At 51.8% G+C, this 16,139-nt stretch carries 15 protein-coding genes; 5 read left to right on the forward strand and 10 right to left on the reverse strand.

The annotated features are described in order from the left end of the window. Positions 1–22: 22 nt before the first annotated feature. From H141_RS20290 to H141_RS0113560, 9 genes are read right to left on the reverse strand one after another with little or no spacing between them, the layout of a single operon-like run. On the reverse strand, positions 23–1,570 hold the full coding sequence (locus tag H141_RS20290; RefSeq protein WP_019676814.1) for a complex I subunit 5 family protein: 1,548 nt from the start codon (positions 1,568–1,570) through the stop codon (positions 23–25). Next, positions 1,563–3,071, reverse strand: coding sequence for a proton-conducting transporter transmembrane domain-containing protein (locus tag H141_RS0113525; protein ID WP_019676815.1), 1,509 nt, complete (start codon positions 3,069–3,071; stop codon positions 1,563–1,565). The genes H141_RS20290 and H141_RS0113525 overlap by 8 nt, the downstream gene beginning before the upstream one ends. After that, positions 3,068–4,486 carry a complex I subunit 5 family protein gene (locus tag H141_RS0113530; RefSeq protein ID WP_019676816.1) on the reverse strand — a complete coding sequence of 473 codons (1,419 nt, stop codon included), beginning with the start codon at positions 4,484–4,486 and terminating at the stop codon, positions 3,068–3,070. The genes H141_RS0113525 and H141_RS0113530 overlap by 4 nt, the downstream gene beginning before the upstream one ends. Further along, entirely contained in the window at positions 4,483–4,833 is a 351-nt protein-coding gene (locus H141_RS0113535) for an NADH-quinone oxidoreductase subunit K (RefSeq protein ID WP_019676817.1), read from the reverse strand. The genes H141_RS0113530 and H141_RS0113535 overlap by 4 nt, the downstream gene beginning before the upstream one ends. Next, positions 4,826–5,785 carry a hydrogenase subunit MbhD domain-containing protein gene (locus tag H141_RS0113540; protein ID WP_019676818.1) on the reverse strand — a complete coding sequence of 320 codons (960 nt, stop codon included), beginning with the start codon at positions 5,783–5,785 and terminating at the stop codon, positions 4,826–4,828. The genes H141_RS0113535 and H141_RS0113540 overlap by 8 nt, the downstream gene beginning before the upstream one ends. Further along, entirely contained in the window at positions 5,782–6,066 is a 285-nt protein-coding gene (locus tag H141_RS0113545) for a cation:proton antiporter (RefSeq protein WP_205620397.1), read from the reverse strand. The genes H141_RS0113540 and H141_RS0113545 overlap by 4 nt, the downstream gene beginning before the upstream one ends. 20 nt (positions 6,067–6,086) lie before the next feature. Then, the gene (locus H141_RS0113550; RefSeq protein WP_019676820.1) at positions 6,087–6,365 is read right to left on the reverse strand and encodes an MrpF/PhaF family protein; all 279 of its coding nucleotides are present in this window, start codon (positions 6,363–6,365) and stop codon (positions 6,087–6,089) included. Further along, positions 6,362–6,880, reverse strand: a complete 519-nt coding sequence (locus tag H141_RS20295) for a Na+/H+ antiporter subunit E (protein ID WP_019676821.1) — start codon at positions 6,878–6,880, stop codon at positions 6,362–6,364. The genes H141_RS0113550 and H141_RS20295 overlap by 4 nt, the downstream gene beginning before the upstream one ends. A 54-nt stretch (positions 6,881–6,934) precedes the next feature. Continuing rightward, positions 6,935–8,797, reverse strand: a complete 1,863-nt coding sequence (locus H141_RS0113560) for a sensor domain-containing phosphodiesterase (protein ID WP_019676822.1) — start codon at positions 8,795–8,797, stop codon at positions 6,935–6,937. Between the two features lie 164 nt (positions 8,798–8,961). Between H141_RS0113560 and H141_RS0113565 the strand changes: the two genes are divergently transcribed. From H141_RS0113565 to H141_RS20300, 3 genes are all read left to right on the forward strand, one after another. Beyond that, entirely contained in the window at positions 8,962–10,497 is a 1,536-nt protein-coding gene (locus H141_RS0113565) for a bifunctional GNAT family N-acetyltransferase/carbon-nitrogen hydrolase family protein (RefSeq protein WP_019676823.1), read from the forward strand. A 73-nt stretch (positions 10,498–10,570) separates the two neighbouring features. After that, positions 10,571–12,460: a propionyl-CoA synthetase gene (locus H141_RS0113570; protein ID WP_026349459.1), complete on the forward strand. Its 1,890-nt coding sequence runs from the start codon at positions 10,571–10,573 to the stop codon at positions 12,458–12,460. A 263-nt stretch (positions 12,461–12,723) separates the two neighbouring features. Continuing rightward, positions 12,724–13,047: a DUF6170 family protein gene (locus H141_RS20300; protein ID WP_019676826.1), complete on the forward strand. Its 324-nt coding sequence runs from the start codon at positions 12,724–12,726 to the stop codon at positions 13,045–13,047. 71 nt (positions 13,048–13,118) lie between these two features. On the opposite strand, the gene H141_RS0113585 is transcribed toward H141_RS20300, so the two are convergent. Continuing rightward, positions 13,119–14,576: a sodium-dependent transporter gene (locus H141_RS0113585; RefSeq protein ID WP_019676827.1), complete on the reverse strand. Its 1,458-nt coding sequence runs from the start codon at positions 14,574–14,576 to the stop codon at positions 13,119–13,121. Positions 14,577–14,762: 186 nt separating this feature from the next. Between H141_RS0113585 and H141_RS0113590 the strand changes: the two genes are divergently transcribed. Continuing rightward, positions 14,763–15,062 (forward strand): YciI family protein, encoded by a 300-nt coding sequence (locus tag H141_RS0113590; RefSeq protein ID WP_026349460.1) that lies wholly within the window; start codon positions 14,763–14,765, stop codon positions 15,060–15,062. Further along, on the forward strand, positions 15,063–16,082 hold the full coding sequence (galE, locus tag H141_RS0113595; RefSeq protein ID WP_019676829.1) for a UDP-glucose 4-epimerase GalE: 1,020 nt from the start codon (positions 15,063–15,065) through the stop codon (positions 16,080–16,082). The last annotated feature ends 57 nt before the right edge of the window (positions 16,083–16,139 follow it).

Below are 16,139 nucleotides of genomic sequence, written 5' to 3' on the forward strand. Positions count from 1 at the left end.
TGCTGTTTACTGCTGTTTACTGCTACAAGAATGCAGCGCCAGCCAGCAACATTATCAATAGCAGCAATGCGCTGGAGCTTACCACATTGGCAGGGGCCAGCCGGTTTAAAGCACGCTCTGCGGCCCGCCAGTTAAATTTCAGCCGTGGCGCCTGCCACTGCCGTTGTGGCTGGTATAATCGCTTCAGCCACAACGACCATAACAACACTGCGCTATTCCGATCATAATATGTCGCTGGCAATCGCCATTGCCGCCAACGTGCAATGTAAACCAACAGCACCGCCAGAAAAAGTGGGAAGCTCAGCGCCCATATTTTTGGCCAGGCCAGGGTTTGCAGGCTCAGTTGCTGCATTGGCTGCCATTGCCATGGCAGCCAGATGAGTACCAGTAGCAGCACCAAAAGACAAGCGCCTTGCCAGTACAAGGCAAAACCGGGGGCCGGCGCTAAGCCATAGCGGGAAGTAAGCTCTCGCTGTTGCTGGCGCAGCGCCGCGGCCAGATGCAAAAACAACAGCGCCGTTAATAAAGCGCCGAGAGTTAACAAACCGGTCAGTATATCGGTATTAAGCCAACCCGGCACCGACATCTCACTAAGCAGACTTTTTAAGCCGGTTTTGATTGCCGCGCCACCACTTAACGGTATCGCCATTAACGCCAGTGCCGGCAGCCAGAAAAACAACTGCCAGTAACCGGGCAATGGTTGTTTCGCGTTTACGCCGGCAAATAAAAATAATGCCCCTTTGGCAAAGGCATGATGTGCGGCATAGGCTATCAGCACCGGTAGCACCGCAGCTGCATTGGCTGTCCAGGCCAACGCTACCAGTATCAGAATATAACCAACCTGACTTACCGAAGAATACGCCAGAATAACCTTGGGCTGACGATACAACAGACTGGCCAGCACCCCAAAACCAGCGGAGAAAAACCCAAGGCATACCATATACGGCACCCAGTATTGCAACAGCGGATCGCCAGCCGGTAAAAACATCACCAGCCCCAGCACCCCGGCTTTAATCATCGCTCCGGATAGCACAGCACTGGCCGGAGCCGGTGCTGCAGGATGCGCCTGCGGCAACCAGATATGCAGCGGCCAGAACCCAGCTTTTAACCCCAGGCCGGTAATAGTCAACAGAATAGTCAGGTGATCCAACGGCACCTGCTGCCAGCTCTGCCAGTCATACTGGCCATCGGCCGCACTGGCCCGCAGGATCAACGCTGCAAACAACAACAGCTCACCAATTATCGCCAGTTGTAAATATAAACGGCCGGCCCGACGCGCAGTTTTATCGCCGCTATGCACCACCAGACCATAAGCCGACAAGCTCATAACACTAAAACCAAGATAAAAACTGATGGCGTCCAGTGCCCCAATCAACAACATATTGCCGGCAAAGCTCAGGCCGAAAAACAGCCAGTAGCGGCGCTTATGCGCCGCTTTTGCCATAAATGCCAGGCTGAATGCCGCAGCAACCAGCCATAAACTTAAACTAAAGTACCACCAGACCTGCTGCAACTCTGTTACCAGACCCAGGCCAGCTCCGGGCCAAAGCCAGGGCGATAAATCAATCATAACTGAACTCCCGCTCGACGATCAGTTCAGCCCAGCTGAGCGGGCTTATCCCGGTACTGGCAAACAGGCCCATCAGTATAATGAGTAACGCGGTAAACAGCATTGGCAACAGCAGCATCCAGTGAGTTTCCAGCCTGGCTGACAGGCGCTGCTCATCAGGCCAGCTGCCACGCTGGGGTAAAAACCATAAGCGATAAATAATTGGCAGAAAATAAGCAGCATTTAACAGCCCCGAAAACACAAACACCAGCAGCATCAGCTGGTTGTCACTGGCCACGGCACCAAGCCCTAGGTACCACTTACTGATAAAGCCGGCAGTCGGCGGGATACCAATCATCCCCAGAGCGCCCAGCGTAAAGGCAACAGACGTCAGCGGCATGCGCCGGCCAGCACCATTTAACTCATTGATTTTATGCACCCCCAGGGTCTCAGCATAATTGCCGGCGCAAAAAAACAGGGTAATTTTCATCACACCCTGATGCACCAGATGCACCAACCCACCCACTGCCGCCAAAGGCCCCAACATTGCTACGCCAACTGTAATATAGGAGACCTGGCTAATGGTGGAATACGCCAGCCGTCGTTTAATGTCCTGCTGGGCCAGCGCCCGCCAGGAGCCATATAAAATAGTCGCTGCAGCTAGCAACATTAAGGGTTCGGCCAGCTGCAACAGCTGCATACTCTCAACCCCGAATACATCGTATACCAGCCGGATAATGCCAAACGCGCCGGCTTTAACCACGGCTACCGCATGCAGCAGGGCGCTGACCGGTGCCGGCGCTACCATTGCTTGCGGTAACCAGCCATGCAATGGCAATAGTGCTGCCTTAACACCAAGTCCGGCAATCATCAGGCCAAAAGCCAGCTGCAGCAGCCCGGAGTGCTCACTCACTACAGCACTGACATAACCACCAGGGACAAATTGCGGGCTTTGCACCAGCGAATGTAACAGGGCGACCCCGGTCAACAGCAGTAAACCGCCGCCCAGGGTATACGCCAGATACCGCCGGCCAGCAGCCAATGACTGTGGTGTGCCGCGATGCACCACCAGCGGGAAGGTAGCCAGCGTCAGCAGCTCGTAAAACAGTAAAAAACTAACCAGATTACCCGACAACGCCAGGCCAACGGTGGCACTGACACATAAACTGAAATAGCCGAAAAACCGCGAACGCAGCGGTGAGTTTTCCAGATAACCAATGGCATAAATAGTGGTTGCCAGCCATAACACTGACGACAAAACCACAAACAGCAGCGACAAGGCATCACCTTGCAACACTAAATCGGCACCCGGCAAAAACGGCACACTGAAGTAAAAAATGTCACCGGCTTTCACCGCCTGCCACATTATCAGCACGAGGATCAGCTTTACCGTCACGCCCAACAGATTCAGGCTGATCCGCAGTTTTACCTGCTGCTCTTTCAGGGTGAAAATAATTAAGCCCGGCAGCAGCGAGCTTAAAATAATGGCCAGTGGTAAGTAGCTTAACCAGAACGGGCTCATAACGCCTCCAGCCGCAGCAGTAACAGCAAAGGCTCGCTAAACAGCGCCATCGCCCAAACCGCTAAAGCCGGCAACAAAGCCAGCCACTGCGGCACCAGCTGCGGCGCAAAATCAGGTGCCACCGGGTCGGCCCGGTCAAACGCCAGTACCACTACCCGAAATACATAGGCAGCAGACAACAAGGTGGCAAACACCAACGCTAACGGCCAGAATAATTGCTCTCCCTGCAACCACAACCCCTGTAACAGCGCCCACTTAGCCAGAAAGCCGCCGCTGGGCGGCAGGCCTATTAAGCTGCCGCCGGCAACGGCAAAAGCAAACATGGCCAGAGGCATCGTCTGGCTGGCGCCCTTTAATATGGTCAGCCGCTTGCCACCCAGGGTGGCACTCATTTCGCCGATAGCTAAAAAGCAGGCTGCTTTGGCCAGGGCATGGGCCAGCACAAACAGCCATAAAGCAGCGAAAATCAACGGTTGGTCAAACGTTAGCATCAGCCCGAGGGCCAGAGTGGCATACCCGAGTTGGGCCACCGTAGAATAGGCCACCAGATTTTTAGCAAAAGGTGTGCGAAGCGCCGACCAGCCGCCAAACAGCAAGGCAGCCAGACCCGCAGCAGCAAACAGTGGCGCCATGGCCTGCGCTTGCGAGGTGCTTGCCAGCTGCAGCCAGAGTAAACACAGAATAAACAAGGGCCCTTTCACCACCAGCGCCGACAACAGCGCACTAACCGGAGCAGGAGCGGCAGCATGGGCTGCTGGCAACCAGGCATGTAAAGGCCAGATCGCGGCTTTTAACATTAAGCCCAGGCTCATCAACAGTAAGGCGCTGTTACTCAGCCAGCCGGCCTGCCACTGGCTGGCTAAGCCGGCAATATCCAGCAAACCGTAGGCACCATAGAGCAGCACTACGCCAAGTAAATAGCAGAGCGAGCCAAACAGCGACAGCAGCAAATAATTAAATGCAGGTTTAATGGCTTTACGACCGGACAGGCTAACCAGCGCCACCGCAACCAGCCCCAGTAGCTCCAGACAAACGTACAGATTAAATAAATCACGCGACAACCACAGCGCGGTTAAGCTTAATTGCAGCAAAGTACTGAGTGGCCAGAAACCCTGACTTAACTTATCCCGGCTACGGGTGGCAAAAGCATATAAACCCACTAACAGCTGCAATACGGTACTTAGTAAAATCAGCAGACAGCTTAACGTGTCGGCCTGCCAGGCAATGGCCAGGCCGGAGGGCCAACCGGCCAACAGCCAGTAACGGGTACCCTGCTCAGCAACCTGCAGCAACAGCTGCAGTGCCAGCAGGCTGGAGGCGGCCGCCGAAAACAGCGCCAGCAGCGGCGCAATCCGGGGCCAGAGCAACATTAGCAAAGCACTTAACAGTGGCAAGACCAGTAACAGAATCATCATTGCTCTGGCTCCGTTTGCTTCAGCTGCAGTGGCGCTGACATCTCAGACGAGGACTGTTCCAGCCTGGCAAGCAGTGCCAGGGCAAAAGCAGTAGCACTTACCGCGACCACTAAACCGGTAAGCACCAGGGCCTGCAGCACCGGATCAGCCGCTAGTTCTGTGGCCCCGGACCCGCTAGTCCGATAAGCCAATACCACCATTAACATAAAGATTCCGGCACTGATGATATTTAAAGCCAGGATCCGGCGCAGCGGTTCAGGGCCGATGATAAAACCATAAACCCCAATTGCCACCAGGCTGGCTGCGGTAAGCAAAAACAGCAGCAGCGAACCACTGAGTTCAGTCATCACTGCCCCCTGCGCTATCTTGTGTTTCGAGGCTGAGCGGTGTGTCAGGCTGTTCAGCAACCACCAGTAAGGTCAGAGTAATAGCAATCGCCAGGGTGGCAAAAGTTTCAATCAGTAAGATAATGTACTTGGCCAGCTGCGGTGGCCAGCGCAGCCAGACCGGCTCAGCCGCCAGCCCCTGCAGCAACCAGGCCGCCAAAGCCGCGATAACAAATACCCCCAGCCCGGCAACAGCAAAAAACCTGACCCAGATATTGCGCCAGGCTAACCAGTTAAGTTGCTTGTTTAATTTCAATACTACGGCACCTGCTGCCAGCAGCGCACCGGCCTGAAAAGCCCCGCCTGGCTGGCTGGCGCCGGCCCACAATACATAGCCCGCCAGCAAAATAATCAGCGGCGCTAATAGCTGGCTCCAGCTACGGCTCAGTGCCCAGCTATTTTGTCGAACTGGCGCTGGCGCAACCTGTAAGGTGCCTAGCAAAGCCAGTAGTAACACCAACAATTCCAGCAAGGTGTCCCAGGAGCGAAAATTAAGTAATACCGCCGTTACCGGATGGCTGACCCCACTGCCGGCTAACTCCTGTAATACCAGAGCGGGCAACGGCCCGGGGCTGGCCGGAATTTGCAGCAACGCCAGCAGTAAACCGCTAAGGGTTACTAATACGAATAAAGCAGGCCAGCAGCGTTGCTGCCAGCTTACTACCGGGCTAAGTGCCAGCTGGCCCTGGCGGGCCAGCGCGGTAAAACATAAGGCGCCGGTTAAACCTGCGCCAATAGCGGCTTCCGCCAGCGCCAAATCAGGTGCCGCCAGCCTGGCCCAGGCCATGGCCATTAACAGGCCAAAAGCAATATATAAAATAACCGCATGGCTTAGCTGCCGGCTTAACACACTGGCCAGTGCCAGCGCTAATAACAAACCGCAAAGTAAGGTATCAAATAGCAGCAAACTCATGCCTGGTCCTGCTTTGCTTTACAAAAGCGGGCCAGCAACTGGCAGGATACCGTGCCAGACGCCATTACCAGCAACCAGATCAACAGCATTAACAGGTTTTGCCACCAGCTACTGTAAAACATTAAGCCAGCAATAACCGAGCCCAGGCCAAGTGAATCGGCTTTTGTTACCGCATGCAGCCGGCTGAAACTGTCAGGAAAGCGCAACATGCCAATACTACCGGCAATAAAAAACAGCAGGCCAATAAACAGCAGCCCACTGCTTAATACGAAGCTGAACAGGCTGAGCTCACCAATATCACTCATGACTGCTCCTCTGAAGAGTCCGCTTTTAGTGCATGATTATGCTTTAAGCGTTGCACCAACGCCGCCGGCGCCGCTGCGGCCAGTAAAGCCAGCACCAGTGCCACATCGCGCAGCGCCGGCTGATTCAATGCCTGAGCCAGCACCAGACACAACGCCACACCTGTGCTGCCAAACAGTTGCACGGCAAGTAAGCGATCTAATAATGCCGGGCCTTTTACAACCCGCCATAACCCCAGCAGCATGGTCAGCAACAGCGCGACAGCCAGCATCATCATAAAGTGGTACCTGCAGGCGTTTCCTGTCGCAACAGCCTGGCAAGTTGCTGTTCCAGCGCAATCACCCCGGCTTGCCAGTCGGCCTGCTGATCAAGCACATGCAGCAGTAACTGAGCGGCTTGTGGCGGATGCTGCTCTATCTCGGCACTGCAGGTACCGGGGAGCAGGCTAATCATGCTGGCCAGCAAACGTTGGCTGGCGGGTTCGGATAAACTTATCGGGTAACGTTGCCAGCCTGGCGCTAATTTCTGCTCTGGTGCCAGCGCCCGCCAACCAACATCAAAAGCGCCCAGCACTAACTGTCTGGCAAAAAACAGCAGAAAGCCCGGTAAAGCCCGCCAGCGTATGGCGGGAACCTGAATATTGGCGAAATATAGCCATAACAAAATAGCGCCACATACCGGTATAAAAAACCACCAGCCGCGATTTTCCGTTAAAGCGGCCCAGCACAGGGCAATAGCCAGAGCAGCAACGATCAGCTGAGTAATTTTGGGCTTGGAACGGGTAATGGCCATGCTTACTCCTTAGCTGAAACAATCCACTAATAGTATTGAATGTAATAGAAAAGTTCAATTAACTGGCGCGGGCAGGCTTAACAAAGCTTGATTAAACTCAGCAACAGGTACTGGCTTACCAAATAAGTAGCCCTGATACTGATAACAACCTAACTGCTGCAGGGCAGCAAACTGGCGGCTGGTTTCAACCCCTTCGGCCAATACCTCCAGCCCCAGCGTATTGCCAAGCGCAATAACCATTCTGGCAATAGCTTCATCGTTGCCGTCGGTTAAAATATCACGGACAAAGCTACGATCTATTTTTAACTGGGTTAATGGTAAACGCTTTAAATAAGCCAGAGATGAATAACCGGTGCCAAAATCATCCAGCGCAAAACCGATGCCCATTGCCGCCAGCTGCTGAATTTTTTCAACAACGTCATTGATATCGGTGATTAGCAGGCTTTCTGTCAACTCCAGTTTCAATCTTGTTGGCTCAGCACCGGTTTGCTGCAAAATGTGTTTTACCTCAGCAACAAAGTCAGCCTGGCGAAACTGGCTGGCACTGATATTCACCGCTAAGCTTAGCTCTGCTGTCAGCGGCTGTTGCTGCCAGAGCCGCAATTGCTGACAGGCCGCTGACAACACCCAATTGCCAATAGGCAGAATTAAGCCACTTTCTTCGGCAAAGCCAATAAAGCTATCAGGCGCTATCAGCCCGCGCTCCGGGTGGCGCCAGCGAATAAGAGCCTCGGCGCCCAGTGCCTGGCCTGCATGCCCCACCTGTAACTGATAAAACAATTCAAACTGCTGCTCACGAATCGCCAGTCGCAGTTGATTATCTAACTCTGTCCGCTGGCTGGCTTTCTGCTGCATGGTAGGGTCAAAAAAATAAAAGCAGTTACGACCGGCCGCTTTTGCCTGATACATCGCCATATCGGCCTGAGTGATCAGCATATCCGGACTTTCCTGATAACCACTGAATATACTGACACCAATACTGACACTGTTGTGATACACAATATGCTGACGCTGGTATTGCTGAGCAACGACCTGCATCAACTTTGCCGCCACAACTTTAACCGCATCAATCGCATCAAGGCTACTACTGGCCAGTTGTTCCAGAATGACCACGAACTCATCAGCACCAAAGCGGCCAACCGTATCGCCGTCACGCAGCACCTGCTGAATTGCCAGGCCAACATGTTTCAGTAATTCATCGCCCTGCTCAAAACCATGGCTGTCATTAAAATGCTTAAAGTTGTCCAGATCGATAAACAGCAACGCGCCGAAACTGTTGTAACGCTTACTGATGGCAAGTGCCTGCTGCAAGCGATCCAGGATAAATCGCCGGTTTGGTAATTGAGTTAACTGATCAAAAAACGCCAACTGGTTAATTTTCAGTTCGGCCCGCTGCCGTAATAAACTACCGCAGATATTGCCGGCAATAAGGCTTAATGCTGCCACCTGTTCTGCTGTCCAATATTGTTTTTGACCAACAATATCCAGGCCAAACACCCCCAGCAAACTATTCTGCGCTAACAACGGGATCATCAACACCGACTGAATGCTCTGCGCAGCCAGCAACTGATATTCTGCTGAGTCAGCATCAAGTTGGGTGATATCACTGATCTGCACAGCCTGCCCCGCTTTTAACGCGGTGATCCAACTACCGAAGGTGCTAACACTTAATTGCTGCAACATTTCCTGTTGGGCACTTACCCCCGGGGCACACCATTCATGGGTATTATCAGCATGGCTGATGGCAGCATTAAACTGAAAAACATAGCTGCGGTCGGCGTCAAAGAAAGCACCAATCCGTGCCAACGCCTTGTTCACAACCAAATCAACCTCATTCGCCGGGCTCAACACAAAACTGGTTGAGATATCGGCTATTAACTGAAAAAAGGCGACATTGTTGTTTGAAGACACCGTCATTGAACACTGGCCTTAGGCTGACTTAAAGCTATGTACGCAAGATGCATGCTGTTCAGTCTAATGGTTATTGGTTGCAGCAGCAAAAATAAATTCCGGTCCAGTATTTTTTACCAACGTTATGTTTGATGGTATGGTTTTGATAATTTAAGCGAGAGGAGCCTTCTATGCGCGACGATCTGCACTTAAAGATCCGCCACTTAACACCCACTGACTACCCCCAGGTACAGGCATTAATGGATCGGGTGTACCATGACATTGGTGGCGCCTGGCCGGAGCATACCATTAATAAGCTTATTAAAGACTTTGCCGAAGGCCAGATTTGTCTGATTGACCATGATGATATCATTGGCCTGGCGTTAACAGTGCAGGTTAACTACGACCGCTTCAGTAACCCCCATACCTATGATGATTTAATCGGTAAACGCGAAACTATTTTGCACGACAAAGCCGGTGATGCGCTGTATGGCCTGGATTTAATGATCCATCCGGACTATCGCGGTTACCGGCTGGGCCGCCGTTTGTACGATGCCCGCAAAGAACTATGCCGCCAGTTAAATTTACGCGCTATTATCGCCGGTGGCCGCATTCCGAATTATCAGCAGCATAGTAGTGAGATGTCAGCAGCCCAGTACCTGGAAGCGGTAAAATGCCGGGAAATTTACGATCCTATCTTAACTTTCCAGTTATCAAACGACTTTCAGTTAAAGCGCCTGTTAAAAAAATACCTGCCGGAAGATGAAAGCTCGCAAGGCTATGCCACCTTGCTGGAGTGGAATAATATTTTCTATGAGCCGGTTCAGGCCGGGCTGAACAGCCGGAAAAGCCAAATCAGAATTGGCGCCGTGCAATGGCAAATGCGTGAAGTATCCTCAGTTGAACAAATGCTGCAGCAAGTAGAATACTTTGTCGATGCGCTGGCCGATTATAAGAGTGACTTTGCGCTGTTCCCGGAGTTTTTTAACGCGCCGCTGATGGGCTTGTGTCCGGATAAATCGAACCAGACCGCCGCCATCCGCTTTCTGGCCGGCTTTACTGAACGTTTTAAAGCCGCCATGTCGGATATGGCAGTTAGCTACAACATCAATATTATTACCGGCTCGATGCCGGTACTCGAAGGCGACAGCTTATTTAATGTCAGTTTTTTATGCCGGCGCGATGGCACCATAGATTGCCAGAGTAAAATTCATATCACCCCGCATGAGCGGCGCGACTGGGTGATTGAAGGCGGTGACAAACTGCAGGTGTTTGAGACCGATGCCGGCCGGGTGGGTATTTTAATTTGCTACGATGTTGAGTTTCCGGAACTCAGCCGCTTGCTGGCACAACAGGATATGGACGTGCTGTTTGTGCCGTTCTGGACCGATACCAAAAATGGTTTTTTGCGGGTAAAACATTGTGCCCAGGCCAGGGCAATTGAAAACGAGTGTTACGTAGTCATTTGCGGCAGCTGCGGTAACCTGCCACAGGTAGATAATCTGGATGTGCAATATGCCCAGTCAGCAGTATTCTCACCGTCGGATTTTGCCTTTCCCCATGATGCGGTGATGTCAGAAACCACACCCAATACTGAGATGCTGATGTTTTCTGATTTGGATCTGGACCGCTTAACCCAAATTCGCAACGAAGGCTCGGTAACTAACTTAAAAGACCGCCGGCATGATCTGTATCAAGTAAACTGGTTGAACCTGCTGCCCGATTAGCCTTAAGTCTAAGTGGCAGCGCTGCGGTTTTTCGGTAAGGTAGCTTAAAACCGCAGCAACGAGGACGATGCGCATGTCTTATCAAACCGAATATCAGGCAGCCTGCCAGCAACCGCAGCAATTCTGGGCTGAAAAAGCCAACCGGCTGGCCTGGTATCAGGCCCCCGGTCAGATTTTGCATATTAAAGGTGAGCAATACCAATGGTTTGCCGACGGAGAGTTAAATACTGCCTATCTGGCGCTCGATTACCACCTGACCCAGGGCCGCGGCGGCCAGACTGCCTTGATTTACGACTCTCCGGTCACCAACCGCAAGCAGCAATTTACTTATCAGCAGTTGACTGACGAGGTCGCGCTGTTTGCCGGGGTATTAAAAGCACGCGGGGTCGAAAAAGGCGATCGGGTGGTTATTTATATGCCAATGATCCCACAGGCGGTAATTGCCATGCTGGCAGTCGCCCGGTTGGGTGCTGTCCACTCGGTGGTATTTGGCGGTTTTGCTGCCCATGAGCTGGCGGTACGGATAGATGATGCCAGCCCGAAAGTGATTGTCTCGGCTTCCTGTGGTATCGAAGTTAACCGGCTAATTGCTTACAAACCGCTGCTGGATAACGCCCTGCAGCTGGCAGCGCATAAACCCGAAAGTGCTATTATCTGGCAACGGCCAGAGCTTAGCGCCGATTTGCAGGCCGGCCGTGATTATGACTGGCAACAACTACTGCAAAGTGCTGAACCCGCCGCCTGCGTGCCGGTAAAAAGCACCGATCCGCTGTATATTCTGTATACCTCCGGCACCACCGGTAAACCCAAGGGCGTGGTACGGGACAATGGCGGCCATGCGGTGGCACTGCACTACAGTATGCAGGCCATTTATGATATGGCGCCGGGTGATGTGTTCTGGGCCGCTTCCGATGTTGGCTGGGTGGTCGGCCACTCTTACATTGTTTATGGCCCCTTGCTGGCCGGTTGCACCAGCGTGTTATATGAAGGTAAGCCGGTCTATACCCCCGATGCAGGCGCATTCTGGCGGGTGTGCGCTGAATATAAAGTCAAAGCCCTGTTTGCGGCCCCCACGGCTTTTCGGGCCATTCGCAAAGAAGACCCAGATGCTAAGCTTTTAAAAAACTATGACCTGAGCGCGTTAGAGCGGATATATATGGCCGGTGAACGACTGGATCCGGCAACCTATGACTGGACCGTAGAGCACAGCCAAAAACCGGTGATTGACCACTGGTGGCAAACCGAAACCGGCTGGGCTATTTGCGCTAACCCGGCCGGCATTGAGCTGCTGCCCGGCAAAGCCGGTTCGGCTACAGTACCGGTGCCGGGCTTCCAGGTAGCAATTCTTGATCATAACGGCCAACCGCTGCCTGCTAACCAGCAAGGTAATATTGCCCTGAAACTGCCGCTGCCGCCGGGCTGCCTGACCACCATCTGGCAAAACCCGGAGCGTTTTAACAGCGGCTATTTGCGCCAGTTCCCCGGTTACTATGCCAGTGGCGATGGTGGCTATCTGGATGACGACGGTTACCTGTATGTGATGGGCCGCACTGATGATGTGATTAACGTCGCCGGCCACCGCTTATCAACCGGTGAAATGGAGGAAATCGTGGCCAGCCACCCGGCGGTGGCCGAATGTTGCGTCATTGGCCTGGCCGATCCGTTAAAAGGCCAGCAACCGGTTGGTTTTATTTTGCTTAAAAACGGCGTTGATATTACTGAGCAGCAACTGCAAACAGAACTGGTGCAGCGGGTACGTGAACAAATAGGCGCGCTGGCCTGCTTTAAACAAGCGTTAATTGTGCCGCGCTTACCGAAAACCCGCTCGGGTAAAATCCTGCGCAAGTTATTGCGGCAAATTGCTGACGGTGAAGACTATGTAGTGCCGTCCACCATCGACGACCCGGCCAGCCTTAGCGAAATAGCTGAATGCATGAGCAAACGGGGCCTGATTGCAAAATAACGAGTAAGTGATACAGCGCAACTGATCGAGCCATGGGCATTGCCTGTAATTAGTGGTTATACCCATTATTCTTGAAGCTGCAGCGGTGTTGGCTACGCTCACTCACCCCAATCACATAGACATCTATGCTCATGGGGGTTCACTCACTTGCCGCCTACCTGCAATTTCAATGATTTTGGGTATATAATGGCGGCCTGCTGCGAAAGCGGCCGTTTTGTCATGCCGTTTGTGCAATGCAGTTTTTACCATAAGGGACCCAGCTCATGTTGTATTTTAATAGCCAGAAAATTCCCGAATTACAAGGCCTTAACTTTAGTCAGCGCATGCAGGTAGTGCGCTCTGCCGCCGACAAACTGCCTACCCCGACCAAAGTTGGCTTAAATACGCTGAAGCTGCTGATTTTATTTGGGCTGTTTATCTTAATCGCCCGCGCCGATGGCTGGGCCATTGCTGGTTATATTTTGCTGCTGGTAGTAGCTTACCCACTTATTACCCGGCCTATTACCTATGCGTTATGTCAAAGCCAGTTCAGCGCGGTGCGCCAGCAGCTGAATGAACAGAATAGCAAACAGCCAGCCGATGACTAAACACACTGCCTGTCGCCTACCGATAAAAAAACCCGCTGATACGCGGGTTTTTTATAAGTTGCTGATAATAATTAATTAAATCCTATTTGCTCAAAAAACATCGTCAGCAGGTTATGGCCAAAATAAATGGTTGATACCGTATTGATGAAAATAATCGCCAGGATAACCGGAATAAAAGTACCTAGTGAAAAGTTAACGTACTTCTGCAAAAACGAACCGGCAAAGCTGGCATTGCCCTGGCTCATTTCCGCATCCAGGTTGGATTTTTTCCAGCGATAAATGACGAACAGACACAGCAACAAGCCATTCAGCGGCAGAATGGTTTCATAAAACATGTCGTAAATTAAATCAAAGAACGATTTAACAATAGGTTGACCTGTTGCATCAGCACCATAGCTGGTGATACCACTGAGCATATCTACCCGGCCAAATGACAAGGCGCTAATCACCGCCAACACCACCATTGCAGCACCCAATGAATATAGTGCCTTGCGCCGGCTTAAGCCTTTACCATCCATAATACTGGCTACCGGTACTTCAATAATCGATACCAAAGACGTCATGGCGGCAAAGAACACCAACAGGAAGAAAAACGAGGCAATAAAGGACGCACCAAAGTAGCCAATGTCGGCCTGCAGCGCTAAAAAGATTTTCGGCAAAAACATAAAGATCATGCCAATGCTCGATTCTGACAACTCGCTGATTTCAATATCCGGGTTAAACGAAAACGCCGCAGGTAAAATCAGTAAGCCTGAGCAACAGGCCACCAGCAAGGATAACGCCGCCACCATTTTACCGGCAGAAACAATATTATTGTTTTTCTGAATGTACGAGCCATAGGTAATTAAAATGCCCATAGCCAGCGAAAGCGAGAAGAACGCCTGCGCCAATGCGCCATTTAACACCTGGCCGGTTATCTTGCTAAAGTCTGGCACCAGGAAAAACTTAACACCGAGCATGGCGTTATCCAGGGTCAGTACATAAATCACCAGTGCTATCAGCATCACAAACAATAACGGCATCAACACGGTGGTGGCTTTTTCTATACCTTTTTTTACCCCGCCCTGCAGAATTAAAAACGTCAGGCCAACCACCAGTGCCATATAGACAAACAGCTCGTTGCTATTGATAAATATGCCAAAGCCGTTGGGATCAGCCAGTTGATCCAGCTGGCCCATTATGGCTTTACCCAAATATCCGGCAATCCAGACCGTGATAACCAGATAAAACACCCCAATCATAAAGGGGGTAATAACCGACAACCAACCGACAGTGCGCCAGGCCCGGTTCTGGCCAATTTCAGTATAGGCGCCCAGCGGGTTTTGCCGGGTATGCCGGCCCAGGCTCATCTCGGCCAGCATCACCGGTAAGCAGATAAAAAACACAAAAATGGCATAAATAATCAAAAAGGCGGCACCGCCATTTTTACTGGCCATTACCGGAAAAGCCACCAGGTTACCTATACCTACGGCCGACCCTGCGGCCGCCAGAATAAACCCCAGACTGGAGCTGAATTGTTCACGTTTCATTGGATTGCGGACTCCCTGAATTTTTTTATTAGAATAGTTGTTTTGCTATTTTTATATTGTGCGCACAGCATGCTAACAGCAGGCTGCGGCAAATCCTAGTCCAACCTTTATACAACAGCGTTGCTAATTGGTTTTGGCCCTTGGATCTGCTATCTTGCAGCCACCAAACAGTAAGCGGGTTTTACCATGTTCTATATGATTTACTCTGAAGATGCGGCCAATAGTCTGGAAAACCGGCTGGCAACCCGGCCAGCTCATCTGGCGCGGCTGCAGGCATTAAATGAAGCAGGTCGTTTATTACTCGCCGGCCCGTTACCGGCAATTGACAGCAACGAACCCGGTGGCGCGGGCTTTACCGGTTCGTTAGTAGTAGCCGAGTTTAACTCGCTGGCAGATGCGCAAAACTGGGCCGATATCGACCCTTATTTAGCCGCCGGCGTTTACGTTAAATCAACAGTGAAACCTTTCAAGCGGGTGTTACCTTAAATGAGCTACATTTTACTGACCGGTGGTGCGGGCTATATCGGCAGCCATACCGCCCTGTCCTTGCTGCGGGCTGGCTATCAGGTTATTAGTTTCGATAACTACAGCAACAGCTCCACTTCAGCCCTGCAACGGGTAGCGCAACTGGCTGGCGCCAACATTATCACTATCAGCGGCGATATAAGAGACGAAGCAGCATTAAGTGCGGTATTCCGGCAATATCAGATTAGCGCTGTGGTGCATTTTGCCGGTTTAAAAGCAGTTGGGGAATCGGTGGCAATGCCACTGCATTACTATGATAACAATGTCGCCGGCACGGTAACCCTGTGCCGGGTAATGCGCGAATTCAAGGTTAAAAAACTGGTATTCAGCTCTTCTGCTACTGTATATGGCGATGCCAAAACAGTACCGATACAAGAGACTGCAGCCCGCTCTGCCACTAATCCTTACGGTCAGAGTAAACTGATGATTGAGCATATTCTGGAAGATTTAGTTAAAGCCGAGCCTGACTGGGGTATTACTCTGCTGCGCTATTTTAACCCTGTTGGTGCCGACAGCAGTGGCCAGATAGGTGAAGACCCCAATGGTATTCCGAATAACCTGATGCCGTTTATCTCACAAGTGGCGGTAGGTAAACGCGAAAAACTAAGTATTTTTGGTGATGATTACCCCACTCCCGACGGCACCGGCGTGCGTGACTATATTCATGTGGTTGATTTAGCCGCAGGTCACCTGAAAGCGTTGCAATATCTTGAAGCTAATCAGGGTATTGAAGCCATTAACCTGGGTACCGGCACCGGCTACAGCGTGCTGGATATGGTTCAAGCGTTCAGCCGGGTTAACAATGTCGAGGTGCCCTATCAGATAGCACCCCGCCGGCCAGGCGATATTGCCAGCTGCTATGCCATGCCAGACAAAGCCTTAAAACTGTTAGGCTGGCAGGCAGAAAAAACCCTGGACGATATGGTACGGGACAGCTGGCGCTGGCAAAGCCAGAATCCGGATGGCTATAGCAATAGTTAGCAACGCCTTACAACTCGCCAGCTTCAGCGTTTAAATTTCAGTTTTTTGATAACGGCA

Source organism: Arsukibacterium perlucidum DSM 18276, assembly GCF_000382165.1.
Taxonomy (GTDB): domain Bacteria; phylum Pseudomonadota; class Gammaproteobacteria; order Enterobacterales; family Alteromonadaceae; genus Alishewanella; species Alishewanella perlucidum.